The sequence below is a fragment of the Vannielia litorea genome (assembly GCF_900142295.1).
Classification (GTDB): domain Bacteria; phylum Pseudomonadota; class Alphaproteobacteria; order Rhodobacterales; family Rhodobacteraceae; genus Vannielia; species Vannielia litorea.
The window spans coordinates 396,462-419,202 of sequence record NZ_FSRL01000002.1 but is presented as its reverse complement, the minus strand read 5'-3'; the positions used below and the strand labels follow the sequence as shown (position 1 = coordinate 419,202).

The window sequence follows — 22,741 nt, the reverse complement described above, 5'->3', positions numbered from 1 at the left end:
TTCCCCGCACGACAGCGAGGACCGAATCCATGCCCCACGACGGCCAGGCCATGCCCACCCAGCCCATCCTTCTCGATGATCTTCTCACCCTCACCGGCGCCGCCGTGCCGCCCGCCGAGGCGCTGCTCGAGGCCGCTAGGGCCGGGCTTTCGGGCGCGCTGGCCGAGGAGGGCCGCGTGTCCGGCGCCGCCATCGAGGCCAACCAGACCGCCGCCCATGCGCTGGCCTGGTTCGCCACCTACGTGCAGTCGCTGCGCCAGATGCAGGCCTGGGCGCAAAAGCTCTCCGGCGAGGGCACCTTCGGCGAAGTCGAGCAGCTGATCCACCAGATCGCCTTCGGCGAGTATCTCGCCCAGATGGCGGGCGGCATCCCGATGAGCCAGGGCGAGATCGTCCGCCTCTCCGACCTGGGCGTGGAGAGCGCCGAACCGCTGCTCACCCCGGAAGTCCGCACCCTGATCGCCCGCGGCAACAGCCAGGCCGCCCGCCTGCGCCTCGTCGAGCTGATGCAGGAGCGCGCCGCCGAAATCACCGTCGGCGCCTCCGGCCTCGACGACGAGCTGGAGATGATCCGCGAGCAATTCCGCCGCTTCTCGGTCGACCGCGTCGAGCCGCACGCGCATGGGTGGCACCTGAAGGACGAGCTGATCCCGATGGAGGTGATCGAGGAACTGGCCGAAATGGGCGTCTTCGGCCTCACCATCCCCGAAGAGTTCGGCGGCCTCGGGCTGTCGAAGGCCTCCATGGTCGTGGTCTCCGAGGAGCTGTCGCGCGGCTATATCGGCGTGGGCAGCCTCGGCACCCGCTCCGAGATCGCCGCCGAGCTGATCCTCTGCGGCGGCACCGATGCGCAAAAGCAGCAATGGCTCCCCCGCATCGCCAGCGGAGAGATCCTCCCCACCGCCGTCTTCACCGAGCCCAACACCGGCTCCGACCTCGGCGCGCTGCGCACCCGCGCGGTGAAGGACGGCGACACCTACAGGGTCACCGGCAACAAGACCTGGATCACCCACGCCGCCCGCACCCATGTGATGACCCTGCTGGCCCGCACCGACCCGTCGACCTCCGACTACAGGGGCCTGTCGATGTTCCTGGCCGAGAAGACCCCGGGCACCGATGCCGAGCCGTTTCCCACGCCCGGCATGACCGGCGGCGAGATCGAGGTGCTGGGCTACCGCGGCATGAAGGAATACGAGCTTGGCTTCGACGGCTTCGAGGTGAAATCCGAGAACCTGCTGGGCGGCGAGGAGGGCCGCGGCTTCAAGCAACTGATGGAAACCTTCGAATCCGCCCGCATCCAGACAGCGGCCCGTGCCATCGGCGTGGCCCAGTCGGCGCTCGACATCTCCATGCGCTACGCCCAGGACCGCAAGCAGTTCGGCAAGCCGCTCATCGCCTTCCCCCGCGTGGCCTCCAAGCTCGCCATGATGGCGGTCGAGATCATGATCGCCCGCCAGCTCACCTATTTTTCGGCCTGGCAAAAGGACCACGGCCAGCGCTGCGACCTCGAGGCCGGCATGGCCAAGCTGCTGGGCGCCCGCGTGGCCTGGGCGGCAGCCGACAACGGGCTCCAGGTCCACGGCGGCAACGGCTTCGCGCTGGAGTATGCCATCAGCCGCGTGCTCTGCGACGCCCGGATCCTCAACATCTTCGAAGGGGCCGCAGAGATCCAGGCCCAGGTCATCGCCCGCCGCCTGCTCTCCTGACCGCGCCAATCAAAAAGGGTGGGCCCCGGCCCACCCTCCTGTCTCAGTCGCGCGTGAGTTCCTCGGCGCCCGCAGGCTCCGGTCGCGGCTCGCGCGGCGGACGTCCGATCACCTCTTTCAGCTCGTCCAGCTCGATGAAGTTGTCGGCCTGGCGGCGCAGCTCGTCGGCGATCATCGGCGGCTGGCTGCGGATGGTGCTCACCACCGAAACCCGCACGCCCTGCCGCTGCAGGCTCTCGACCAGCGGGCGAAAGTCGCCATCGCCGGAGAACAGCACGATGTGATCGACGTGGGGGGCAAGCTCCATCGCATCGACCGTCAGCTCGATGTCCATGTTGCCCTTCACCTTCCGGCGGCCCTGGCTGTCCACGTATTCCTTGGCGGGCTTGGTCACCATCGAGAAGCCGTTGTAGTGCAGCCAGTCCACCAGCGGGCGGATCGGCGAGTACTCGTCGTTTTCCAGCAGCGCGGTGTAGTAGAAGGCGCGCAGCAGCTTGCCGCGGCGCATGAACTCCTGGCGGAGCAGCTTGTAGTCAATGTCGAAGCCAAGCGCCTTGGCGGCGGCGTACAAATTCGATCCGTCAATGAAGAGCGCAAGGCGCTCGTCGCGATAGAACATCAAATACCCTTTCTCTATGTGCTCCGAGGCCCCTGCGGTCTGTGGTGGTGGCGCGGCGGGGAAGAGTGGGCTTGCACCCGGAGCGTGGCGGAAAATAGTGTAATAAAATCGGGTCGCAACCCTCCGAATGTCATATCATGGTTACAAAAGCACTTTTTGCCGTTGGGTCAAACGCGGCGTCACCCGCAGGTTCACCCAGCTTAACGATCCTGTCGTCATTTTCCGCCGCGAATAATGATTCGTTTGCCGTCTTGGCAAAAAGCCGCCTCTTCGAGACCCCCGCCTTTCCGCCCGGCAACGGCCCGGCCTTCGTGAACGCGGCGGTTGTGGCCGAAACCACGCTCTCTCCCGAGGCGTGCCTGGCGCATCTCCATGCCATCGAGGCGGCGCACGGGCGGGAGCGATCGGTGCGCTGGGGCCCGCGCACGCTCGATCTCGACCTGATCGGCTGGGGAGATGCCGTGCGCCCCGACCGGCCCACCTGGCGGCGCTGGGCACGGCTCTCGCCGGAAAGTGCCGCACGCGAGACCCCGGAAGAGCTCATCCTGCCCCATCCGCGCCTCGCCGAGCGCGCCTTCGTGCTGGTGCCGCTGCTCGATGTCGCCCCCGATTGGGTCCACCCCGTCACCGGGCTCACTGTGGCCGAGATGGCCGCCGCCCTGGCCGAATCCGCCCGCGCCGAGGTCAAACCTCTGTCATAGGGTCGCAACACCCTGCAAAACCGGGCTCCGCGCCTGCAAAACCGGGGCCGCACCCCTTGCCAACCCGGCAAGCCCCCGTTACATACCGGCCTTCACCGCCCAACCCTCCCTGCAGGAGACCCCAATGGCCCGCGTCACCGTTGAAGATTGCGTCGATAAAGTCCCCAACCGCTTCGAGCTGGTCATGCTCGCCGCGCACCGGGCCCGCGAGATCGCTGCCGGCGGCGCGATCACCGTCGACCGCGACAACGACAAGAACCCGGTCGTCTCGCTCCGCGAGATCGCCGAGGAGACCCAGCAGGCCGAGGATCTGCGCGAGCGCATGATCGAGAGCTACCAGACCCAGATCGAGGTCGACGAGCCCGAGGATGACGCCATGGCGCTGCTCATGGGCGCCGAGCAGGACCGCCCCGCCGACGACGACATGTCGGAAGAAAAGCTGCTCCGCGCGCTGATGGAAGCCCAGGAACAGAAGTAAACGAACGCGCAAAGGGCGGCAGGCATGGACTCCGACGGTCTCGTCGCCCTCGTTTCTTCCTACAACCCGAACTGCAATGCCAAGCGGATCGCCGAGGCCTACGCCTTCGGCGCCAAGATGCACGATGGCCAGCTCCGCCAGTCGGGCGAGCCCTACTTCACCCATCCCGTCGCCGTGGCCGAGCTCCTGGCCCGCCAGATGCTCGACGATGACACCATCATCACCGCGCTGCTGCACGACACCATCGAAGACACGATGGCCAGCTACTCCGACGTGGCCGACCGCTTCGGGCGCGACGTGGCCGAGCTGGTGGATGGCGTCACCAAGCTGACCAACCTGCAGCTGAGCTCGACCGAGACCAAGCAGGCCGAGAACTTCCGCAAGCTGTTCATGGCGGTGTCCAAGGATCCGCGCGTGCTGCTGGTCAAGCTGGCCGACCGGCTGCACAACATGCGCACCATCAAGTCGATGCGCCCCGAGAAGCAGGCCCAGAAGGCCCGCGAGACGATGGATATCTTTGCCCCCCTCGCCGGCCGCATGGGCATGCAGTGGATGCGCGAGGAGCTCGAGGATCTCGCCTTCAAGGTGCTGAACCCCGAGGCGCGCAACTCCATTATCCGCCGCTTCATCCTGCTCCAGCGCGAGAGCGGCGACGTGATCGACAGCATCACCCGCGACATCCAGAAGGTGCTGAAGAAGTCGCGGATCAAGGGCGAGGTCTACGGCCGCGCCAAGAAGCCCTTCTCGGTCTGGCGCAAGATGCAGGAAAAGCAGAAGAGCTTCTCGCGTCTGGCCGACATCTACGGCTTCCGGGTGATCGTCGGCACCGAGGACGACTGCTACCGCGTGCTGGGCGCGATCCACTCGCGCTGGTCCGCGGTGCCCGGCCGGTTCAAGGACTACATCTCGAACCCCAAGAACAACGGCTACCGCTCGATCCACACCACAGTCGCGGGCCGCGACGGCAAGCAGGTCGAGGTCCAGATCCGCACCCGGCAGATGCACGAGGTCGCCGAGGCCGGGGTGGCCGCGCACTGGAGCTACCGCGACGGCGTGCGCGCCGAAAACCCCTTCGCGGTGGATCCGGCCCTCTGGATCCGGGCGCTCACCGAGCGGCTCGACGAGGAAGACCACGACGAGTTTCTCGAGCACGTGAAGCTCGAGATGTACCAGGATCAGGTGTTCTGCTTCACCCCCAAGGGCGACGTCATCAAGCTGCCGCGCGGGGCCACGCCGATCGACTATGCCTATGGCATCCACACCCGCATCGGCGACAGCTGCGTGGGCGCCAAGATCGACGGTCTGCGCGTGCCGCTCTGGACCCGGCTGAAGAACGGCCAGCAGGTCGAGATCATCACCGCCGAGGGCCAGCGCCCGCAGCCCACCTGGCTCGATATCGTGGTGACCGGGCGGGCCAAGTCGGCGATCCGCCGGTCGCTCCGCGAGGAAGACCGGGAGCGGTTCATCAAGCTGGGGCGCGAGCTGGCCCGCGTGGCCTTCGAGCACATCGGCAAGAAGGCAACCGAAAAGGCCCTGACCACCGCCGCCCGCAACCTCGGCCTGCTCGGCCCCGAGGAGCTTCTGGCACGGCTGGGCTCCGCCGAGCTGACCGCCCGAGACGTGGTCAGCACCCTCTACCCCGATCTCGCCGAGGCGCACCGCGGCGAGGTGGTCGACGAATCGCGCTCCGTGGTCGGCCTCCCCGAAGGCCAGATCTCGACCCGCGCGCAATGCTGCCAGCCAGTGCCGGGCGAGCGCATCGTCGGCATTACCTACCGCGGCAAGGGCGTGATGGTGCACGCCATCGACTGCCCGGTGCTGATCGAATTCGAGAACGAGCCCGATCGCTGGGTCGACCTGCACTGGCACTCCGGCCAGCACGGTGCGGTGAACACCGTCACCGTCGAGCTGACCATCTCCAACGATGCCGGCGTGCTGGGGCGCATCTGCACCCTGATCGGCGAGCAGAAGGCCAATATCTCCGACCTGCACTTCATCGACCGGAAACAGGATTTTTATCGTCTGCTGATAGATGTTGACTTGCGCGACGTGGAGCACCTGCACATGGTGCAGACCGCACTGGAGGCCGACAGCGACGTGGCCGAGATCGCGCGGGTCAAGAACACGGACCGCAAGCCATGAACCCGCGGCCCCCCGGCGGGCCGCGACAGGAGGGAGCGAGCATTGGTATTCAGGCGCAGGGATAGGCGAAGCTGGGGGCGGATCGTCCTCGAGTTCTTCTACCCGCGTGGCGGCTGGTATCGTGCGGCGCAATACGTCCGCCACCGCCTCCGCCGCCTGCCCGACGCGCCCAACCGCATCGCGCGCGGCATCTGGGCCGGGGTCTTCGTGAGCTTTACCCCGTTCTACGGTCTCCACTTCCTCTCGGCCTTCATCGTCGCCAAGGCCATGCGCGGCAACATCCTCGCGGCGATCCTCGGCACCTTCTTCGGCAACCCGATCACCTTTCCGATCATCGCGGCCCTCTCGCTGCGGCTGGGCCACTGGATGCTGGGCACCCGCCCGGTCTTCGGGCGCGGCCCCAAGCCCGAAGACAGCCAGGGGCTGATCCAGGCCTTCTCCGGCGCCATGTCGGACCTGTGGAACAACTTTCTCGCCATCTTCACCCCCGAGCGCGCCCATTGGGGCAAGCTCGCGGGCTTCTTCGACGATGTGTTCCTGCCCTACCTCGTCGGCGGCATCGTGCCCGGCATCATCTGCGCCACGGTCTGCTACTACGTCTCGGTTCCGCTGATCACCGCCTACCAGCAGCGCCGCAAGGGCCAGCTCAAGGCCAAGCTCCAGGAGATCGCCGCGAAACGGAAGAAGCAGGAAGGCGAGGTCGCGGGCGAGTAGCGGGCCCGCTCATCCGCCCTTCGAGGCGTCTTAGCTGCGGCGCGGCGCGGGCCCCTTCCACCCGGCGCAAACCCGCCCTAAGGTCCGCCCCGAAGAGGACCGCATAATGACCGACCATCTCCGCCTCGGCGTCAACATCGACCACGTCGCCACCGTCCGCAACGCGCGCGGCTCGGCCTACCCCGACCCGCTGCGCGCGGCAAAGCTGGCCGAGGAGGCCGGGGCCGACGGCATCACCGCGCACCTGCGCGAAGACCGCCGCCACATCTCCGACGCCGACATCGAGGCGCTGATGGAGGCGCTCACCGTGCCGCTCAACTTCGAGATGGCCGCCACCGCCGAGATGCAGGCCATCGCCCTGCGTCACAAGCCCCATGCCGTCTGCATCGTTCCCGAAAAGCGCGAGGAGCGCACCACCGAGGGCGGGCTCGAGGTCGCGCGCGAGGAAAACCGGCTGGCCCATTTCATCGCCCCGCTGGCCGAGGCCGGATGCCGCGTGTCGATCTTCATCGCCGCCGACGCCCGCCAGATCGAGGCCGCCCACCGGATCGGTGCGGCGGTGGTCGAGCTGCACACCGGCGCCTATTGCGACGCCCACGCCGAAGCGCGCGTCAAGGAGCGCGACGAGGAGCTTGACCGTCTCCGCGAGATGTCGGCCTTCGCCCACTCCCTCGGGCTCGAGGTCCACGCCGGCCATGGCCTGACCTATGACACGGTGCAGCCCGTCGCCGCCTTCCCCGAGGTCCGCGAGCTGAACATCGGCCACTTCCTCATCGGCGAGGCCATCTTCCGCGGCCTTGTCCCCGCCATCGCCGAAATGCGCCGCCTGATGAACGAAGCGCGCGCCTGAGCCCTCCCGGCCCGACACGCCCCACCCGGAAAATCCTTCACGCCGAGACGTCTTCCGGAAGAGGTCTCAGCCCGCAGAAGCTGTGCAACGCCCCCGCGCCGTCACCGGTCCCCGCCCAGCCCCTCCGCCGCCATCGCCCGCTTGATCCACCGCCGGAACAACCGTGCCGGGTTCGAGAGGCTGCGGCCTTGGGCGTGCAGCATCCAGTAGGCATGGCGCGTCGCGTGCATCCTCGGGATCGGCGCCACGATCCGCCCGTGCTTCAGCGCGTCATGCACCAAGGTCTCGAAGGCCAGAAAAACGCCCTCCCCCGCCATCGCCGCATCGAGGCAGAGCGAGGCATCCGAGAACTCGGGGCCATCGCGCAGCACCAGCCCCTCCGCGCCCTCGTGGCGCAGCCAGTCGTCCCAGCTGTACATCGCCAGAGTGTCCCTCAGGATCGGATGGCGGGCAAAGTCCTGCGGCGAGGCGATCTGCGCCGCACGCTCCGCCGAGCAAACCGGCACGATCCGCTGCGGATGCAACCGCTCCGCCTCCACGCCCCTGTAGGCACCGGGACCGACCCGAATGGCGAGGTCCACGTCGGTGGTGGCGAAGTCCACGAGGGCGGGCGAATTGTCCATCCGCACCCGGATGTCGGGATGCGCGCGGGTGAACTCCGGCAGCCGCCAGATCAGCCAGCGCGCGGCGAAGACAGGCGCCACCGCGATCGTCAGCACATGCGCCCGGTCCCGCCGCGCGGCCTCGGCAGCGCGGGTGAGCCGGGCAAAGCCGTCGGCCAGGTTGGCAAAGATCTCCTCGGTGCCCGCCAGCGGCACCATCCCGCCGGGCCGCCTGTCAAACAGCGCCCGCCCCAGCGCCGCCTCCGCCCGCGCCACCTGCTGGCTCACCGCTCCCGGCGAGACCCCCAGCGCCGCCGCGGCCTTCGAAAGCGCGCCAAGCCGGGCCACCGCTTCGGCGGCCCGAAGCGCGTTGAGCGGTATGTCATTCAGGCCAGCCATTCAGCATATCTAAACTCCGTGGCAGAACTCATGCAATACGGCAGACCTCTGGCAGCCTCTATGTTCATGATATCTGAACAAGGAGCCCCAGCATGAAACGCCTCCTCGCGCGCCTCTTCCCGCCGCTCCCCGCCCCCGACCCGATCGACCACCCCGCCCTGCGCCGTCTCAGCCCGCGCGACCTCGCCGACCTTCCCCTGCCGCGCCCGGGGCGTTAACCTCCGCCCGAACCGCAGGAAGATCAGGGCATGCAGATCAGCTATCTCCGCTACACGGGCGTCTATGTCGCCACGATGCTGGCACTCGCCGCGCTCAACTGGGCGCTGGCGACCTTTGCCTCCTACAGCCTGCCCTCCGGTCTCGGCACCATCCTGCCCCCCATGCTGGCCGCCATGCTGGAGGGGCAGTTCCACGCTCGCGCCACCCGTGCGCCGCTCGCGCCGGGCGAGGCCTGGCGCGCCGCCGGGGTGATGACCGGCATCGCCGCCGTCATCGCCGGGCTGATGCTGGTGATCGTCGCCGCCGGAACGCCCGAGTACGCACAGCTCCCCACCGGCCTCCTGGCAGGCATCACCTTGGCGCTGCTCGTCGCCACCTTCCTCGTCAACCGCTTGTTCCTCGGCATGGGCGCCCGGCAGGAACTGCGCGCGCAGGCAAGGCGCCCATGATCCGCGCACTCGCCCTCCTGTGCCTCCTCGCCACGCCGCTGGCCGCGCAGGAGCTTTCCGACTGCGGCGACTTTCGCAGCGATGCCCGCAACATCCCCGAACCCTGGGAGGCCAGCACCCGCACCTTCGCCAATGGCGACGTGCGCCTGGTACTGCTCGACACCATCGAACCCGCCGCCGCCCCCTACCACCTGATGATCCTCTCGCCGCCCTTCGACGAGGTCGGCGGCCGCCAGTGCAAGGTGCTCTCCCGCGAGAACGCCTCCGGCTGGGCCGGCATCCAGTTCGAGCTGCTGGAGGCGGGCTACGACCCGGCGGCGGGCCTCACCTTCACCCTGCCGGCAATGATCTGGCTGCCCGAGAAGAACTTCGTCAATTCGACCGAGTTGACCATCACCCTCAACCAGTCCACCGGCGAGATCGGCGTGACCCAGACACTCGGCAACGAATGATCCTCGGCATCGGCACCGACCTGTGCAACATCGAGCGGATCGCCGGCACGCTCGAGCGCTTCGGCGACAGGTTTCGCAACCGGGTGTTCACCGAGCTGGAGCAGCGCAAGGCCGAGCGCCGCGCCGACACGCCCGGCACCTACGCCAAGCGCTGGGCCGCCAAGGAGGCCTGCTCCAAGGCGCTGGGCACCGGGTTGCGCATGGGCATCGCCTGGAAGGACATGTCGGTGCGCAACCTGCACAGCGGGCAGCCGGTGATGGAGGTGACCGGATGGGCCGCCGAGCGCCTGGCGTCGATGACCCCCCCGGGCCACGAGGCGGTGATCCACGTGACGCTGACCGACGACCACCCCTGGGCGCAGGCCTTCGTGGTGATCGAGGCCCTGCCCCTGCGCGCGGTCCGCTAACAGCTGTTACCGACCCGCGACATGTCAAAAGACATGCGTATGGGATGTGCATGGATTGTGCATGGGTTGTGTATCAGTGCTATTCGCGGTTAACGGCGCCGTTAACCCCGGCGGACGATGCGGTTACCCCCGCTTGACACGCCCCCGCCCCGCAGCCATGTAGCGACCCGGGCGCAGACACAGGCGAGGGAGCCGCATGGCCGAAAAAACCAAAGCCGGCGACAGCTTGATGGAAACGATCAAGACCATCTTCTGGGCCCTGATCATCGCCGGCGTCTTCCGCACCCTGTTCTTCCAGCCGTTCTGGATCCCCACCGGCTCGATGAAGGACACGCTGCTGATCGGCGACTTCCTCTTCGTCAACAAGATGGCCTACGGCTACTCCCGCCATTCCTGCCCCTTCTCCGCCTGCCCGATCTCGGGCCGGATCTGGGCCGGCGAGCCCGAGCGGGGCGATGTGGTGGTCTTCCGCCATCCGGTCACCGGGGCCGATTTCGTCAAGCGTCTCATAGGGATGCCGGGCGACACCATCCAGGTCACCAACGGCCAGCTCACCGTCAACGGCACCCCCTACCCCCAGCAGGACGCCGGGCTCTTCACCGAGATCAAGGAGCCGCAGGGCAGTCAGGGCACCGAGCCCGCCTGCTCCAACGCGCCCGTCGAACAGGGCGGCATCTGCGAAAAGCAGCGCCTCATCGAAACCGACCTCTCGGGCCGCAGCTACGCCACGCTGAATGTCAGCGACTTCCCGAACCGGCACCAGGACAGCACCAACGTCTACAACGTGCCCGAGGGCCATTACTTCTTCATGGGCGACAACCGCGACAACAGCCAGGACAGCCGCGTGTCGCAGCAGCTGATGGGTGTGGGCTACGTGCCCTACGAAAACCTCATCGGCCGCGTCGACCGGGTCATGTTCTCCTCTGCCGGGCGCTCGCTTTTCTACTTCTGGACATGGCGGAGCGACCGTTTTTTCAAGAAGGTCGAGTGAGCCCTTGCGGCGGGTTTTCTACTGGCTTTTCATCGGCCTGGGCGCAGCCCTCGTCTTTGGCCTCCCCGCCCTCGCCCTTGCCCTGCGCCTGATCTGGGCGCCCTCCTACATCCCGGCCGGCTCGATGAAGCCGACACTGCTGGTGGGCGATTACTTCTTCGTCAACGAGCGGCTGCCACGCCCGATCGAGCGCGGCGACGTGGTGGTGTTCCGTCATCCCGTGAGCGGTGCCGATTTCGTCAAGCGGGTCGTCGCTCTGGGGGGCGACACCATCGCCATGCGGGGTGGTGTGCCTGTCCTCAACGGCGAGCCTCTCACCCAGGAGCCTCTCGGCGATTTCGAAGAGCTCATGGCGCCCCAGGGGCCGCACGGCAGCCTGCCTCGCTGCGCCAATGGCCAGCCCGGGCCCGGCCAGCCCTGCCTCAAATCCCTGCTGCGCGAGCATCTTCCGGGCGGGCGCAGCTACCGCGTCCTGAACGCGCAAACCAACGGGCCGCTCGACGACACGGCCGAGTTCACCGTGCCGCCCCGCCACATCTTCGTGATGGGCGACAACCGCGACAACAGCCTCGACAGCCGGGTGCCGCAATCGGCCGGCGGTATCGGCATGGTGCCCCTCGCCAACATCCGCGGCCAGGCCGACAGGGTGCTCTTTTCCGCCGCCGGGTCGTGGCTTTATGATTTTCGTAACTGGCGCAGTGATAGATACGGGAAAGTGATCGAATGAAGCTCTCGGCGGATGTTCAGGCCTTCTCCACGCGACTGGGGCACGCCTTCGGCAATCCGGAGCTTCTCCTGCGCGCGCTGACCCACCCGTCGTTCTCGACCGCGGGGCAGGCCAGCAACCAGCGGCTGGAGTTCCTGGGCGACAGGGTTCTTGGCCTCGTCGTCGCCGAATCGCTGATGGAGGCGGATCCTGACGCAGCCGAGGGCCAGCTTTCGCCCCGGTTTCACGTGCTGGTCAACAAGGAGACCTGCGCCGAGGTCGCCCGCGAGATCGGGCTGGGCGATGTGCTCAAGCTCGGGCGCAGCGAGATGCAATCGGGCGGGCGCCGCAAGGAGGCGCTGCTGGGCGATGCGATGGAGGCGGTCATTGCCGCCGTCTACCGCGACGCCGGCTTCGACGCCGCGCGCGCCGTGGTGCGCCGGCACTGGCTGGGCCGGGTGAAGGCCGTGGAGGCCGACGCGAAGGATGCCAAGACCGCCCTGCAGGAGTGGGCGCAGGCGCGCGGGCTGCCGCCGCCCCTCTATGAGCTGCGCAAGCAGGAGGGAGATGGCCACGAGTTCATCTTCCACATGGCCGCCGTGCTGGCCAATGGCAAGGAGGCCACGGGCAAGGCCCGCCGCAAGAAGCTCGCCGAGCACGAGGCCGCCCGCGCCCTGCTGGCCCGGCTCGAGGGCTGATGCACCTCACCTGCCTCAACGCCTGGGGCGGCCGGATGCACGCCGAACTCTCCGCATGGCTCGCGCAAGACGACGCGGATATCCTTTGTGTTCAAGAGGTTGTCCACGTTCCCGACGCGCCCGCCCCTTGGCTCGACTACCGCGACGATGGCCGCAACCTGCCCCAGCGGGCCGACATGCTGGCCGATCTTGCCAAGGCCCTGCCGACCCACGACATCACCTTCTGCCCCGCCGCCCGTGGCCCGCTCTGGCAGGGGGCCACGCAGGTCTGGAGCCAATGGGGCCTCGCCACGCTCATCCGCCGCGGCCTCCCGGTGACCCATCAGGCGCAGGGCTTTGTCCACGGGAGCTTCGGGGCCGATGGCTTCGGCCCCCACCCGCGCTCCCGCACCGGCCACGCGCTCCGCCTCTGGCGCCCCGAGGGCGCGGTGGTCGTCGCCCATATGCACGGCTTGCGCGACCCCGAGGCGGGCAAGGCCGACACGCCCGAACGCGCCGCCCAGGCCGCCCGTTTCGCCGCACTCGTGGAGGCCGTCCGGCAACCCGGCGACGAGGTGATACTCTGCGGCGATTTCAACGTCTTGCCTGGCAGCGAAACCCTGCAAATCCTCTCCCGCCTCGCTCCCCGCGAGCTGGTCACCGAGGGCGGCCATCCCGGCACCCGCAACAGCCTCTACCTCAAGCCCGAGCGCCACGCCGATTACATGATGGTGAGCGCAGGCCTCGCCGTGGCGCAGTTCGACGTCATCCACGATCCCGAGGTCTCCGACCACTGCCCGCTTGTGCTGACCCTCGCCTGACCCTATGGAAGCGCCTTCCGAGGCGGGCTAGACTCGCCGCCATGAAAGGCCACGCCCCATGACCACACGCGCCGGTTTCGTCGCCCTGATCGGTGAGCCCAACGCGGGCAAGTCGACGCTGACCAACCGCATGGTCGGCGCCAAGGTGAGCATCGTCACCCACAAGGTCCAGACCACCCGCGCCCGCATCCGCGGCGTGGCGATCGAGGGCGAGAGCCAGATCGTCTTCGTCGACACGCCGGGCCTCTTCCGGCCCCGGCGGCGGCTCGACCGGGCGATGGTGGCGGCGGCCTGGGGCGGCGCGGCCGATGCCGATGTCGTGGTTCTGCTGGTCGAGGCCCATCGCGGGCTGACCGAGGGCGTGCAGGCCATCCTCGACGCCCTGAAGGAGCGCAGCACCGAGGGCCAGAAGGTGGCATTGGCGATCAACAAGATCGACCGAGTCAAGTCCGAGGTGCTGCTCCAGCTGACCGCCAGGCTCAACGAAGCCCATGATTTTGCGGAGACGTTCATGATCTCCGCCGAGAAGGGCTATGGCGTCGATGACCTGCGCAAGTGGCTTGCGGGCGAGCTTCCAGAAGGTCCGTGGCTCTACCCCGAAGACCAGATCGCCGACCTGCCGCTGCGCATGATCGCCGCCGAGATGACCCGCGAAAAGCTCACGCTGAGGCTGCACCAGGAGCTGCCCTACCAGCTCACCGTCGAGACCGAGGCCTGGGAAAACCGCAAGGACGGCTCGGCCAAGATCGACCAGATCGTCTATGTCATGCGCGACGGCCACAAGGGCATCGTGCTGGGCAACCGCGGCGAGACGATCAAGGCCATCGGCAAGGCGGCCCGCGAGGAGCTGGAAGAGTTCCTCGGCCACAAGGTGCACCTCTTCCTGCAAGTGAAGGTGCGGCCCAACTGGCTCGAAGAGAGCGAGCGCTACGACGAGATGGGCCTTGATTTCAAGGACGGCAACGCTTGACCCGCCTGACCAGCGCGTTCTGGGTGCAGGCCTACCTCACCCGGCTGCGGCTGGCCGACATCCCCGCCTACGTCGTCGCCAGGGGTGACGAGACGGCTGGGAATATCCTTGTAAAGCAGAGCCCTCTCGACGGCACCGCCCGTGCCTTCCAGCGCATCATGGCGATGGACGGCTCGCGGCCCTGGGACGTGCTGGCCGAGGGGCCGGAGGCCGAGGTCGATGCCACCCTGCGCGACCAGCGCCGCTTCGACCCCGATATCTGGGTGATCGAGGTCGAAGACCGCACCGGGCGGCACCTGCTCGACGAGGAAGGGCTCGACTGATGGAGTGGCGCGAGGAGGGCGTGCTGCTCACCGTCCGGCCCCACGGCGAGAACGCCGCCATCATCGAGGTGTTCACCCAAGGCCACGGCCGCCATGCCGGCGTTGTGCGCGGCGGCACCGGGCGGCGCATGGCGCCCATTCTGCAACCCGGCGCGCAGCTCGACCTCAGCTGGCGTGCCCGGCTCGAAGATCACCTCGGCGCCTTCACCGTCGAGCCCATCCGCGCCAGGGCCGCGGGCGTTCTGGGCGACCGGCGGGCGCTGGCGGGGCTTGGTGCAGTCACCGCACTGCTCTCTTTCGTCCTGCCCGAGCGCGCCTCCTACCCGGGCCTCTACGCTCGCAGCCTCACCGTGCTCGACCTCATCGAGGAGGCCTCGCCGCACTGGCCGCTCGCCTATCTCCGCTGGGAGCTGGCGCTGCTCGACGAGATGGGCTTCGGCCTCGACCTCACCTGCTGCGCCGCCACGGGGGCGACCGACGGGCTGGTCTACGTCTCGCCCCGCACGGGGCGGGCCGTCAGTGCCGCCGGCGCGGGCGAATGGGCCTCGCGCCTCCTGCCCCTGCCCCCCTGCCTGATGGGCGAACCGCCCGAGAGCGCGGGCGAGCTGATGCAGGGGTTTGAAACCACCGGTTATTTCCTGGAGCACCAGCTCAGGGCCTCGCTTGGCGAAAAGCCCCTTCCCGGCGCGCGGGCACGGCTGGTCCGGGTGCTGGGCAAGGTCTGACGCCGGCGCGAACGGGCCCTACTCCGCGCGGCGGAACACCATCTCGCGGCCAGCCTCGTTGGAGAGGATCAGCACCGGCCCCGAAGCCTCGGCAAGGGTCACCTCGCCCAGGGCCTTGAAAAAGGCCGCCTCGCCATTCAGATGCAGGCAGGCCCGGCGGGTCGAGACGATCGGGCCGGGCTTGAACCAGGGGTAGGGCGCGGCCTGATCCGCCGAATAGCCGTTGCAGGGCGCCTGCCCCGAGATCCGGCCCGGCTCGGTCAGGTCCAGCGTGGCACCCCATTCAAACCGCTCTCCGTCGATCTCCTCCAGCTGATAGACGCCCGGAGCGTAGCCGGTGAGGGTTTCATCCTCGCAAGCTGCGGCAAGCGGGGTCAGGGCGAGGAGAGCGGAGAGCGCAACGGGTTTCATGCCGTACACATAGGCTGCCCGACCTCCGCCGCCAAGCTGCCACGTTCCCGCCATGCTCGGACGGCAGCATCGCGCCATGACCAAGCAGATCAGCCTCTTCGCCGCCGTGGCCGCGATCGCCGCCCTGAGCTTTTCAGCGGTGAGCGGCCTGGTGCGCGGCGAGGTGGCCGTGCCGGCCGGTGAGCTGGTCGGGCCGTCTCCCGAAGCGCTCGCGGCGGCTTACCCGCAGGCGTGGAGCATGCACAAGGCCTACACCGAGTTCGGCACCGGCCCGCAATGGCATGGTGCCTTCGCGGTTGGCTCGGGGGGCGCTTTCGGCGCCGTCTCGGGCTACGCCGACCGCAAGGTGACGCGGGCCGACGCGCTGGCCCATTGCGCCCTTTGGGCAGAGGACTGCCGCATCGTCGCCGAGATCCTTCCCGTCGCGCCGCTTCCCGCCGCAGCTCCCACCCTGTCCGGCCCGCAGGCCCAAGCCCTGATCGGCCTCCAACGCGGCCATGGCGGACACCGGGCCTTTGCGGTGGATGCAAGGGGCCACTGGGGCAGGGCCTGGGGCTACGTCTCGGCCGCGGATGCCGAGATCAAGGCACTGGCCGAATGTCGCAAGGCTCAGTCCGACGGCACCCCGGCCCTGGGCCCCGACATCGCGTGCAAGCTCGTCTGGGCCGACGGCTGATCTCTCCGGGGCCTTGCCGCTTCCATCAGTTTCGTGTCGCCTCGTAGCGCGCATTGATCTCGTCATGCGCCTCGACAACCTCCTGCGGCCAGGTGCTCTTGATCCAGGCCAGGGTTGCCAGGATTTCCTCGTCCGTCAGGATCCCTTCGAACCCACCCATGTTGCTCCGGTAGCCCTGCCCGACCACCGCCTCGGTGCCGAGCTTGGTGATGGCGAAGAGCATCGCATCGGGGTGATGCCAGGTGTGGCCTGTCTCGTCATGCGGAGGGGCGGGAATCATGCCCTCGGCATCACGGTCGCGCCAGTTGCTCACCTGCCCTTCCAGGTCGGCACCGTGGCAGGCGGCACAGTGCTCGCCATAGAGCGCCTCGCCCAGCGCGAGGGCCTCGGCATCCTGGTAGGGCAGCAGGCTCCCGGCCTTCTCGGCCTGTCCGGGCCAGGCAAACCACAGGGCAGCGGCCCCGGCACATGCGGTTAGGGCGAACCATCTGGTCTTCATCTCTTCGGCGTCTCCTCGCAGGGTCGCACGGGTCTAGCAGGTTCCAGCGGGGGGAAGGCAAGCCCCCCTCCCGATCACGCCTGCGGCAACGTGCACGGCTTTACGTTGCCCGCCCGACATCCTAACTCTGCTCCATGAGCAAGCCTCCACTCACTCTCCTCCTCGCTGCCCCGCGCGGCTTCTGCGCCGGTGTCGACCGGGCAATCAAGATCGTCGAGATGGCGCTCGAGAAGTGGGGCGCGCCGGTCTACGTGCGCCACGAGATCGTGCACAACAGGTTCGTGGTCGACGGGCTGCGCGCAAAGGGCGCGGTCTTCGTCGAGGAGCTGGAGGACTGCCCGGACGACCGTCCGGTGATCTTTTCGGCGCACGGGGTGCCCAAGGCGGTGCCCGCCGAGGCCGCCCGGCGCGAGATGGTCTTTGTCGATGCGACCTGCCCGCTGGTCAGCAAGGTCCACATCGAAGCCGAGCGCCATGCCGAGAACGGGCTCCAGATGGTGATGATCGGCCATGCCGGCCACCCTGAGACCATCGGCACCATGGGGCAGCTTCCGCCCGGCGAGGTGCTGCTGGTAGAGACGGTGGATGATGTAGCGAGTCTCGTCGTGCGCGACCCCGCGAGGCTCGCCTTCGTGACCCAGACGACCCTTTCGGTCGATGACACCGCCGAGATCGTGGCCGCGCTCCAGGCCCGCTTCCCCGCCATCGTCGGCCCCCACAAGGAAGACATCTGCTACGCCACCACCAATCGCCAGGAGGCGGTGAAGGTCATCGCGCCCCGCGTCGATGCGCTGCTGGTGGTGGGCGCGCCCAACTCGTCGAACTCCCGGCGGCTGGTCGAGGTCGCCTCCCGCGCGGGCTGTGCCTATGCCCAGCTGGTGCAAAGGGCGGGCGATATCGACTGGCGCGCCCTTGGCGAGATCGGTGTTGTCGGCGTGACCGCCGGGGCCTCGGCGCCCGAGGTGCTGATCGAGGAGGTCATTGACGCCTTCCGCGCCCGCTACGAAGTTACCGTGGAGCTGGTCGAAACCGCGCAGGAGCGGGTCGAGTTCAAGGTGCCCCGCGTGCTGCGCGAGCCGGCCTGACTGTCTGGCCAGCACTCGCGGATCACCAAAACGAAGTGAAGAAAGAGGCTTTGCGCCGGCGCGCGAGGGTGCTCCGTCCGGCCGGCAGGCCAGATGTCATGTGACAGTCGGCTCCGGATCGGCCAGTCTGCCCGCCATGACCCGCCACCTGCTCTCCATCGCCCTTCTCTGCGCCACCGCCGCCTGCGTGCAGGCCGAGCCTGATGGCCCCCTTCCCGATGCCTTTGCAACCTACGGCTACGACAACGGCTCCCTGCCGCCTCCCTACCGCGAGGAGTTTCGGGCCGAGTTCAGCAGATCGGGCATGGTTCTGCTCACCGCCTGCCGCGGCTACGACGACTCAGGCTGCGTGAGCATGACGGCGCCCATGAAAGACGGCGGCATGCTGCGAATCGAGCAGTCCGCGCGGGCATCGGGCCTGGCCGAGCGGCCGGCCAGAAAGAACCCGCAGCCTCCGATCGGCGGCGGGCTCGCCTGGGGCAAGGTGGTGCTCGACGGCGGCCAGACCTGCGACGCCATCGCGCTTCCGGCCGAGGGAGATGTCGCGCGGGTGGAGGCCCTGCTGGCCGCTCTCGATGCCGAAATCCCCGATGCCGCCCGCGCCCAGGTGAATGCCACCGCAGATCGCAAGTCAGAAGGAAACTGACCCATGACCCTCGCCTTTCTCGTCACCACCTTTCTCGTCTGCCTCGCACCGGGCATCGGCGTGGTCTACACACTCTCGATGACGCTGGGCGGCGGCTGGCGGGCCGGGGCCTTTGCTGTGATCGGCTGCACGCTGGCCACCGTGGTTCACCTCGCCGCGGCAATGGCCGGGCTCGCCGCCGTGCTCCACACCTCCGCGCTGCTCTTCCAGGCGATCAAATGGGCCGGGGTGGCCTACCTGCTCTGGATGGCCTGGGGCACGCTGCGCGGCAAGGGCACGCTGGATGTGCGCGCCGAAACCCCCGGCGCGGCGCTCAGGATCGTCTGGCGCGGGGTCACGCTGAACATCCTCAACCCGAAGATCCCGATCTTCTTCGTGGCCTTCCTGCCCCAATTCATTACCCCCGGCGCCGATGGCACCGCGCAACTGGTCTCGCTCGGCCTTGCCTTCGTGGCGATGACATTCACCGTCTTCGCGCTCTATGCCCTGCTTGCCGGCACCATGCGGGCGCGGGTGCTGTCGTCAGAGCGGGCGATGGCCTGGCTGCGCCGCGCCTTCGCGGCCAGCTTCGCCGCCCTCGGCCTGCGGCTTGCCTTCGAACGGGCATGAGCGACGAGACGCTCGCCATCTACGACCGCGAGGTGCAGGCCTACGCCGATCGCACCGCGCGGATGCCCGAATGGCCCGACCTCCTCGCCTTCGCCGAGCGCCTCCCGCCGGGCGGCCAGGTTCTCGACCTCGGCTGCGGGCCCGGTTTCTATGCCAAAGGCCTCATCGAGATGGGCTTTTCCGTGGATGCGGTGGATGGCTCCGCCGCCATGGTCGCTCATGCGCGCGCGCAGGGCGTCGAGGCCCGGCAGGCTCGGTTCTCGGAGATCACCGGAGAGGCTGTCTATGACGGGGTCTGGGCCAATTTCTCTCTGCTCCACGCCACCCGCAGGGCTTTCACCGACCATCTCGGGCGCATCCTCCGCGCGCTCACGCCGGGCGGCTGGCTGCACCTCGGCATGAAGCTGGGCGAGGGGGAGGGGCCGGACTCCCTGGGACGGTTCTACACCTACTACAGCGAGGCCGAACTGGAGGCGCGGCTCGCCGAGGCGGGCTTCCGTGTCACGGCCCGGCGGCACTCGCAGGGCAAGGGCCTCTCGGGCGACGCATCGGCCTTCATCTGCCTCCTCTCGCAGGCCATTCCCGAGGGCGGGACAAAGGGTTAACCTCCGGTCCATGAGCACCCTCGCCCGAGCCGCCCGCGCCTTTGCCGCCAAGACCCTTGGCCACGCCATCGTGTTCTTCGCATGGCTGGTGACCGCCGTGCGCGGCATCTGGGAGGGCTGCGAGCCGGTGCCGGTGCAGCGGGTCTTTTTTGCCAATCACACCTCCAACGGGGATTTCGTGCTGATCTGGACAGCCCTGCCCTCGCGCCTGCGCCGCCGCACCCGCGCCGTGGCCGCGGCCGACTACTGGCTGAAGTCACCGCTCCGGGCCTTCATCGGGCGTGACGTGTTCAACACCGTGCTGATCTACCGCGGCGAAGAGGGGCGCGACGTGGACCCGATGGACAAGATCCTCGAAGCCATCGACGGCGGCTCGAGCCTCATCATCTTTCCCGAGGGCAAGCGCAACATGGACCCCGACGTTCCGCTGCTGCCGCTGAAGTCGGGGATCTTCAACATCTCCAGCAAGCGATCGGAGATCGAGATGGTCCCGGTCTGGATCGAAAACCTCAACCGCGTGCTGCCCAAGGGCAAGCTGGTGCCGGTGCCGCTTCTGTGCACCGTGACTTATGGCACGCCGATGCGGGTAAAAGAGGGAGAGAGCCGGGAGGCCTTTCTGGACCGCGCCACACAGGCTCTGCTGGCCCTCAGGCCCACATCCGGCCCGCAACCGACCGAAGGCACCGCGCCGGAGGCGGGAGCATGAGCGCCGCCCACACCGACCTGATAAAGCTGCTGCTCGCCACGCTCGGCGTGCTGGTGGTGGCCACGCTGGTGGGCCGTGCCCTGCGCGCGGCCTACGGCCCCGAGCGCAACAATCCGGTGATCGAGAACCTGAATGCCCGGATCGACGCCTGGTGGGGCATGGCCGCGCTGCTGGGCCTCGCCTTTCTCGCCGGCAAGACCGGCGTCATCGTGCTCTTCGGCTTCATCTCCTTCGCCGCTCTGCGCGAGGTTCTGACCCTGACAACCAAGCGCGCCGGCGACCATTGGGCGCTCTTCGCCGCCTTCTTCGTGGTGCTGCCGGTGCAGTTCTGGCTGGTCTGGGACGAGTGGTATGGCTTCTATTCCATCTTCGTGCCGGTCTATGCCTTCCTGCTGCTGCCGGTGTTCTCCGTGCTCTCGGGCGACACGCGAGATGCCTTCATCCGCATTGCCGAAACGCAATGGGCGCTGATGATCTGCGTCTATTGCGTCAGCCATGTCCCGGCGCTGCTGACGCTGCGAATCGAGGGATTCGAGGGCCGCGAGGTGCTGCTGATCGCCTGGCTGGTGATCGTGGTGCAAATGTCGGATGTGCTGCAATACACCTGGGGCAAGCTGATCGGGCGGAGCAAGGTGGCGCCGACCGTCTCGCCTTCCAAGACATGGGAAGGGCTGGTGGGCGGCGTCGCCTCGGCCTCGCTCATCGGAACGGCACTCTACTGGATCACCCCCTTCACGCCCTGGCAGGCGCTCGGCATGGCGCTGGCGGTCACGCTCATGGGCTTCTTCGGCGGGCTGGTGATGTCGGCCATCAAGCGCGACCGCGGGGTGAAGGACTGGGGCCACCTGATCGCCGGGCACGGCGGGTTCATCGACCGGATGGATTCGGTGGTCTTTGCCGCGCCGATCTTCTTTCATCTCACCCGTTACTTCTGGTCGGCGGTCTGATGGCACTGGCGGACTCGTCGATTGCACACACGGCGAGCGGCGCCCTGCTGATGGGCGGCTGGGCATTCTTTGCCAATGCCGCCCACCCGATGCCTGCCTCGCTCTGGGCAGCATTGGTGCAAGGCGCGATGACTGCCGTCATAACCTATGGCCTCAAGCGGGTGCAGGAGGCCCTGGTGCCGCGCCTGCCCGGACCGGCGGGCCTGCTGGTGCCTCCGCTGGTCTGCTGCGCCATGTCCTTCGGCCTGCTCTTCACCATCCACAGCCTTGCCGGCACGCCGGAGGTGCTGGCCACCCTCGCCCTGCCCACCACGGTCGCCACGCTCTACGCCTGCGCCTACACGTGGCGCCTCTGGTCCCGTGACTGAGCGCCGCCCCATTGCCGCCCGTGGGTCGGGCTGGGCGCAGGCCGCCGCCCGCTGGCTGGCCACCACCTCGGTCACGCCCAACCAGATCTCCGCGAGCTCGATGCTGTTCGCGGCCCTGGCCCTTGGCTGTTTCTGGCTCACCTTCCCCGCTCCGCCCGGCGTGGCCGCGGCCCTGCTGATCGGGGCGGCCCTGTTCTGCCAGCTGCGGCTCGTTGCCAACCTGCTCGATGGCATGGTCGCGCTCGAAGGCGGCAAGGGCGGGCCCACTGGCCCGTTCTGGAACGAGGCACCCGACCGGGTGGCCGATGTGCTCATCCTCGCGGGCCTGGGCCTCGCGGCCGGGCCGCTCTGGCTCGGCTGCCTCGCCGGGGCGCTGGCGGTGGGCACCGCCTATATCCGCGAACTGGGCCGGGCCGAGGGCCTGCCGGCCGATTTCTGCGGCCCCATGGCCAAGCCTCACCGGATGGCGGCGGTCACGGCGGGCTGTGTGGCGGGCGCCGTCGAGGCGCTTCTCTGGGGCTCGACCCTCGCGCTTACCATTACCCTCTGGCTGGTCGCACTCGGAACCGCGGCCACCGGCCTGCGCCGCGCCCTGCGGCTGATCCGGGGCTTGTCTCTGCCTCGCGAGCCGGGCAGATAGCGCCCATGCCAGACCTCTATGCCTATACCGACGGAGCCTGCTCCGGAAATCCCGGCCCCGGCGGCTGGGGCGTGCTGCTCCAGGCCAGGGAGGGCGACGCGGTCGTCAAGGAGCGCGAGCTCTCGGGCGGCGAGCCGGCCACCACCAACAACCGGATGGAGCTGATGGCCGCCATCTCGGCGCTGGAATCGCTCTCGCGCGACACCGAGATCACCGTGGTGACGGATTCGGCCTACGTGAAGAACGGCGTCACCGGCTGGATCCACGGCTGGAAGCGCAACGGCTGGAAAACCGCCGACCGCAAGCCGGTAAAGAACGTGGAGCTCTGGCAGCGTCTCGACGAGGCCAACCGCCGCCACCGGGTGACCTGGAAATGGGTCAAGGGCCACGCCGGCCACCCCGAGAACGAGCGCGCCGACGAACTCGCCCGAGCCGGCATGAAGCCCTTCAAATAGGCCCGCGCCGTATCCTGCCTCGGTATCCCGGATTGCCGGGCGGGGTGGCTCCGCCCAGGAGCGCGCTTGGCCGTTCGGGCGGCGACCCCGCCGTCCGGGCCGAAGAGACTCTCCGCCCGAGCGCAGCGCGGCCTCCGAGCGCC

The 22,741-nt window shown here is 68.4% G+C and carries 31 protein-coding genes; 27 read left to right on the top strand and 4 right to left on the bottom strand.

The features are described 5' to 3' along the window. Nucleotides 1-29 precede the first annotated feature (29 nt). A complete protein-coding gene (locus BUR94_RS20080) occupies nucleotides 30-1,706 on the top strand; it encodes an acyl-CoA dehydrogenase family protein (protein ID WP_074258204.1) in 1,677 nt (558 codons plus the stop codon). A 43-nt stretch (nucleotides 1,707-1,749) separates the two neighbouring features. Here the strand turns inward: BUR94_RS20080 and BUR94_RS20075 are convergent, their stop codons facing one another. Further along, the gene (locus BUR94_RS20075) at nucleotides 1,750-2,325 is read right to left on the bottom strand and encodes a LabA-like NYN domain-containing protein (protein ID WP_074258203.1); all 576 of its coding nucleotides are present in this window, start codon (nucleotides 2,323-2,325) and stop codon (nucleotides 1,750-1,752) included. Nucleotides 2,326-2,462: 137 nt separating this feature from the next. On the opposite strand from BUR94_RS20075, the gene folK reads away from it, so the two are divergent. The 5 genes from folK to BUR94_RS20050 all read left to right on the top strand — a co-directional run bounded on the left by folK (nucleotide 2,463) and on the right by BUR94_RS20050 (nucleotide 7,210). Next, the gene (folK, locus tag BUR94_RS20070; protein ID WP_074258202.1) at nucleotides 2,463-3,026 is read left to right on the top strand and encodes a 2-amino-4-hydroxy-6-hydroxymethyldihydropteridine diphosphokinase; all 564 of its coding nucleotides are present in this window, start codon (nucleotides 2,463-2,465) and stop codon (nucleotides 3,024-3,026) included. Nucleotides 3,027-3,150: 124 nt separating this feature from the next. Beyond that, nucleotides 3,151-3,504 carry a DNA-directed RNA polymerase subunit omega gene (gene rpoZ / locus BUR94_RS20065; protein WP_074258201.1) on the top strand — a complete coding sequence of 118 codons (354 nt, stop codon included), beginning with the start codon at nucleotides 3,151-3,153 and terminating at the stop codon, nucleotides 3,502-3,504. Nucleotides 3,505-3,528: 24 nt separating this feature from the next. After that, a complete protein-coding gene (locus BUR94_RS20060) occupies nucleotides 3,529-5,646 on the top strand; it encodes a RelA/SpoT family protein (RefSeq protein WP_074258200.1) in 2,118 nt (705 codons plus the stop codon). Between the two features lie 42 nt (nucleotides 5,647-5,688). Next, complete coding sequence (locus BUR94_RS20055; RefSeq protein WP_074258199.1) at nucleotides 5,689-6,360, top strand: DUF2062 domain-containing protein; 672 nt, start codon at nucleotides 5,689-5,691, stop codon at nucleotides 6,358-6,360. 106 nt (nucleotides 6,361-6,466) lie between these two features. Next, nucleotides 6,467-7,210, top strand: a complete 744-nt coding sequence (locus BUR94_RS20050; RefSeq protein WP_074258198.1) for a pyridoxine 5'-phosphate synthase — start codon at nucleotides 6,467-6,469, stop codon at nucleotides 7,208-7,210. Between the two features lie 101 nt (nucleotides 7,211-7,311). Here BUR94_RS20050 and BUR94_RS20045 read toward each other — a convergent pair whose 3' ends face one another. Continuing rightward, nucleotides 7,312-8,211: a LysR substrate-binding domain-containing protein gene (locus BUR94_RS20045; protein WP_074258197.1), complete on the bottom strand. Its 900-nt coding sequence runs from the start codon at nucleotides 8,209-8,211 to the stop codon at nucleotides 7,312-7,314. A gap of 92 nt (nucleotides 8,212-8,303) precedes the next feature. Here BUR94_RS20045 and BUR94_RS21080 point away from each other — a divergent pair, with 92 nt between their 5' ends. The 11 genes from BUR94_RS21080 to recO all read left to right on the top strand — a co-directional run bounded on the left by BUR94_RS21080 (nucleotide 8,304) and on the right by recO (nucleotide 14,951). Next, complete coding sequence (locus tag BUR94_RS21080) at nucleotides 8,304-8,429, top strand: hypothetical protein (RefSeq protein ID WP_281249232.1); 126 nt, start codon at nucleotides 8,304-8,306, stop codon at nucleotides 8,427-8,429. 30 nt (nucleotides 8,430-8,459) lie between these two features. Further along, entirely contained in the window at nucleotides 8,460-8,879 is a 420-nt protein-coding gene (locus tag BUR94_RS20040; protein WP_074258196.1) for an ABZJ_00895 family protein, read from the top strand. After that, nucleotides 8,876-9,331, top strand: a complete 456-nt coding sequence (locus BUR94_RS20035) for a hypothetical protein (protein WP_139301369.1) — start codon at nucleotides 8,876-8,878, stop codon at nucleotides 9,329-9,331. The genes BUR94_RS20040 and BUR94_RS20035 overlap by 4 nt, the downstream gene beginning before the upstream one ends. Then, on the top strand, nucleotides 9,328-9,738 hold the full coding sequence (acpS, locus tag BUR94_RS20030; protein ID WP_074258195.1) for a holo-ACP synthase: 411 nt from the start codon (nucleotides 9,328-9,330) through the stop codon (nucleotides 9,736-9,738). Before BUR94_RS20035 ends, acpS begins: the two co-directional genes overlap by 4 nt. Nucleotides 9,739-9,934: 196 nt before the next feature. Beyond that, entirely contained in the window at nucleotides 9,935-10,729 is a 795-nt protein-coding gene (gene lepB / locus BUR94_RS20025) for a signal peptidase I (protein WP_074258194.1), read from the top strand. Nucleotides 10,730-10,733: 4 nt separating this feature from the next. Next, the gene (gene lepB, locus BUR94_RS20020; RefSeq protein WP_074258193.1) at nucleotides 10,734-11,456 is read left to right on the top strand and encodes a signal peptidase I; all 723 of its coding nucleotides are present in this window, start codon (nucleotides 10,734-10,736) and stop codon (nucleotides 11,454-11,456) included. Further along, entirely contained in the window at nucleotides 11,453-12,133 is a 681-nt protein-coding gene (gene rnc, locus BUR94_RS20015; RefSeq protein WP_074258192.1) for a ribonuclease III, read from the top strand. Before lepB (BUR94_RS20020) ends, rnc begins: the two co-directional genes overlap by 4 nt. Continuing rightward, nucleotides 12,133-12,933, top strand: coding sequence for an endonuclease/exonuclease/phosphatase family protein (locus BUR94_RS20010; protein ID WP_074258191.1), 801 nt, complete (start codon nucleotides 12,133-12,135; stop codon nucleotides 12,931-12,933). Before rnc ends, BUR94_RS20010 begins: the two co-directional genes overlap by 1 nt. Nucleotides 12,934-12,991: 58 nt before the next feature. After that, nucleotides 12,992-13,903, top strand: a complete 912-nt coding sequence (gene era, locus BUR94_RS20005; protein ID WP_074258190.1) for a GTPase Era — start codon at nucleotides 12,992-12,994, stop codon at nucleotides 13,901-13,903. Continuing rightward, on the top strand, nucleotides 13,900-14,226 hold the full coding sequence (locus BUR94_RS20000) for a DUF1491 family protein (protein WP_074258189.1): 327 nt from the start codon (nucleotides 13,900-13,902) through the stop codon (nucleotides 14,224-14,226). Before era ends, BUR94_RS20000 begins: the two co-directional genes overlap by 4 nt. Further along, on the top strand, nucleotides 14,226-14,951 hold the full coding sequence (gene recO / locus BUR94_RS19995) for a DNA repair protein RecO (protein ID WP_074258188.1): 726 nt from the start codon (nucleotides 14,226-14,228) through the stop codon (nucleotides 14,949-14,951). The genes BUR94_RS20000 and recO overlap by 1 nt, the downstream gene beginning before the upstream one ends. 18 nt (nucleotides 14,952-14,969) lie before the next feature. On the opposite strand, the gene BUR94_RS19990 is transcribed toward recO, so the two are convergent. Then, nucleotides 14,970-15,362: an META domain-containing protein gene (locus BUR94_RS19990; RefSeq protein ID WP_074258187.1), complete on the bottom strand. Its 393-nt coding sequence runs from the start codon at nucleotides 15,360-15,362 to the stop codon at nucleotides 14,970-14,972. 76 nt (nucleotides 15,363-15,438) lie between these two features. Between BUR94_RS19990 and BUR94_RS19985 the strand changes: the two genes are divergently transcribed. Further along, on the top strand, nucleotides 15,439-16,038 hold the full coding sequence (locus tag BUR94_RS19985; protein WP_074258186.1) for a hypothetical protein: 600 nt from the start codon (nucleotides 15,439-15,441) through the stop codon (nucleotides 16,036-16,038). 25 nt (nucleotides 16,039-16,063) lie between these two features. Here the strand turns inward: BUR94_RS19985 and BUR94_RS19980 are convergent, their stop codons facing one another. Then, nucleotides 16,064-16,537, bottom strand: coding sequence for a c-type cytochrome (locus tag BUR94_RS19980; protein WP_074258185.1), 474 nt, complete (start codon nucleotides 16,535-16,537; stop codon nucleotides 16,064-16,066). Nucleotides 16,538-16,671: 134 nt separating this feature from the next. Between BUR94_RS19980 and ispH the strand changes: the two genes are divergently transcribed. The 9 genes from ispH to rnhA all read left to right on the top strand — a co-directional run bounded on the left by ispH (nucleotide 16,672) and on the right by rnhA (nucleotide 22,598). Then, nucleotides 16,672-17,622, top strand: a complete 951-nt coding sequence (gene ispH, locus BUR94_RS19975; RefSeq protein WP_074258184.1) for a 4-hydroxy-3-methylbut-2-enyl diphosphate reductase — start codon at nucleotides 16,672-16,674, stop codon at nucleotides 17,620-17,622. A gap of 136 nt (nucleotides 17,623-17,758) precedes the next feature. After that, on the top strand, nucleotides 17,759-18,268 hold the full coding sequence (locus BUR94_RS19970) for a hypothetical protein (protein WP_074258183.1): 510 nt from the start codon (nucleotides 17,759-17,761) through the stop codon (nucleotides 18,266-18,268). A 3-nt stretch (nucleotides 18,269-18,271) separates the two neighbouring features. Next, a complete protein-coding gene (locus tag BUR94_RS19965) occupies nucleotides 18,272-18,877 on the top strand; it encodes a LysE family translocator (protein ID WP_074258182.1) in 606 nt (201 codons plus the stop codon). Then, nucleotides 18,874-19,482, top strand: coding sequence for a class I SAM-dependent DNA methyltransferase (locus tag BUR94_RS19960; protein ID WP_074258181.1), 609 nt, complete (start codon nucleotides 18,874-18,876; stop codon nucleotides 19,480-19,482). Before BUR94_RS19965 ends, BUR94_RS19960 begins: the two co-directional genes overlap by 4 nt. A 10-nt stretch (nucleotides 19,483-19,492) precedes the next feature. After that, the gene (locus tag BUR94_RS19955) at nucleotides 19,493-20,188 is read left to right on the top strand and encodes a lysophospholipid acyltransferase family protein (RefSeq protein ID WP_074258180.1); all 696 of its coding nucleotides are present in this window, start codon (nucleotides 19,493-19,495) and stop codon (nucleotides 20,186-20,188) included. After that, nucleotides 20,185-21,135, top strand: a complete 951-nt coding sequence (locus tag BUR94_RS19950; RefSeq protein WP_074258179.1) for a phosphatidate cytidylyltransferase — start codon at nucleotides 20,185-20,187, stop codon at nucleotides 21,133-21,135. Before BUR94_RS19955 ends, BUR94_RS19950 begins: the two co-directional genes overlap by 4 nt. After that, nucleotides 21,135-21,503, top strand: a complete 369-nt coding sequence (locus tag BUR94_RS19945) for a hypothetical protein (RefSeq protein ID WP_074258178.1) — start codon at nucleotides 21,135-21,137, stop codon at nucleotides 21,501-21,503. The genes BUR94_RS19950 and BUR94_RS19945 overlap by 1 nt, the downstream gene beginning before the upstream one ends. Then, the gene (locus tag BUR94_RS19940; protein ID WP_074258177.1) at nucleotides 21,496-22,143 is read left to right on the top strand and encodes a CDP-alcohol phosphatidyltransferase family protein; all 648 of its coding nucleotides are present in this window, start codon (nucleotides 21,496-21,498) and stop codon (nucleotides 22,141-22,143) included. The genes BUR94_RS19945 and BUR94_RS19940 overlap by 8 nt, the downstream gene beginning before the upstream one ends. Nucleotides 22,144-22,148: 5 nt before the next feature. Next, on the top strand, nucleotides 22,149-22,598 hold the full coding sequence (rnhA, locus tag BUR94_RS19935; RefSeq protein WP_074258176.1) for a ribonuclease HI: 450 nt from the start codon (nucleotides 22,149-22,151) through the stop codon (nucleotides 22,596-22,598). Nucleotides 22,599-22,741 lie beyond the last annotated feature (143 nt).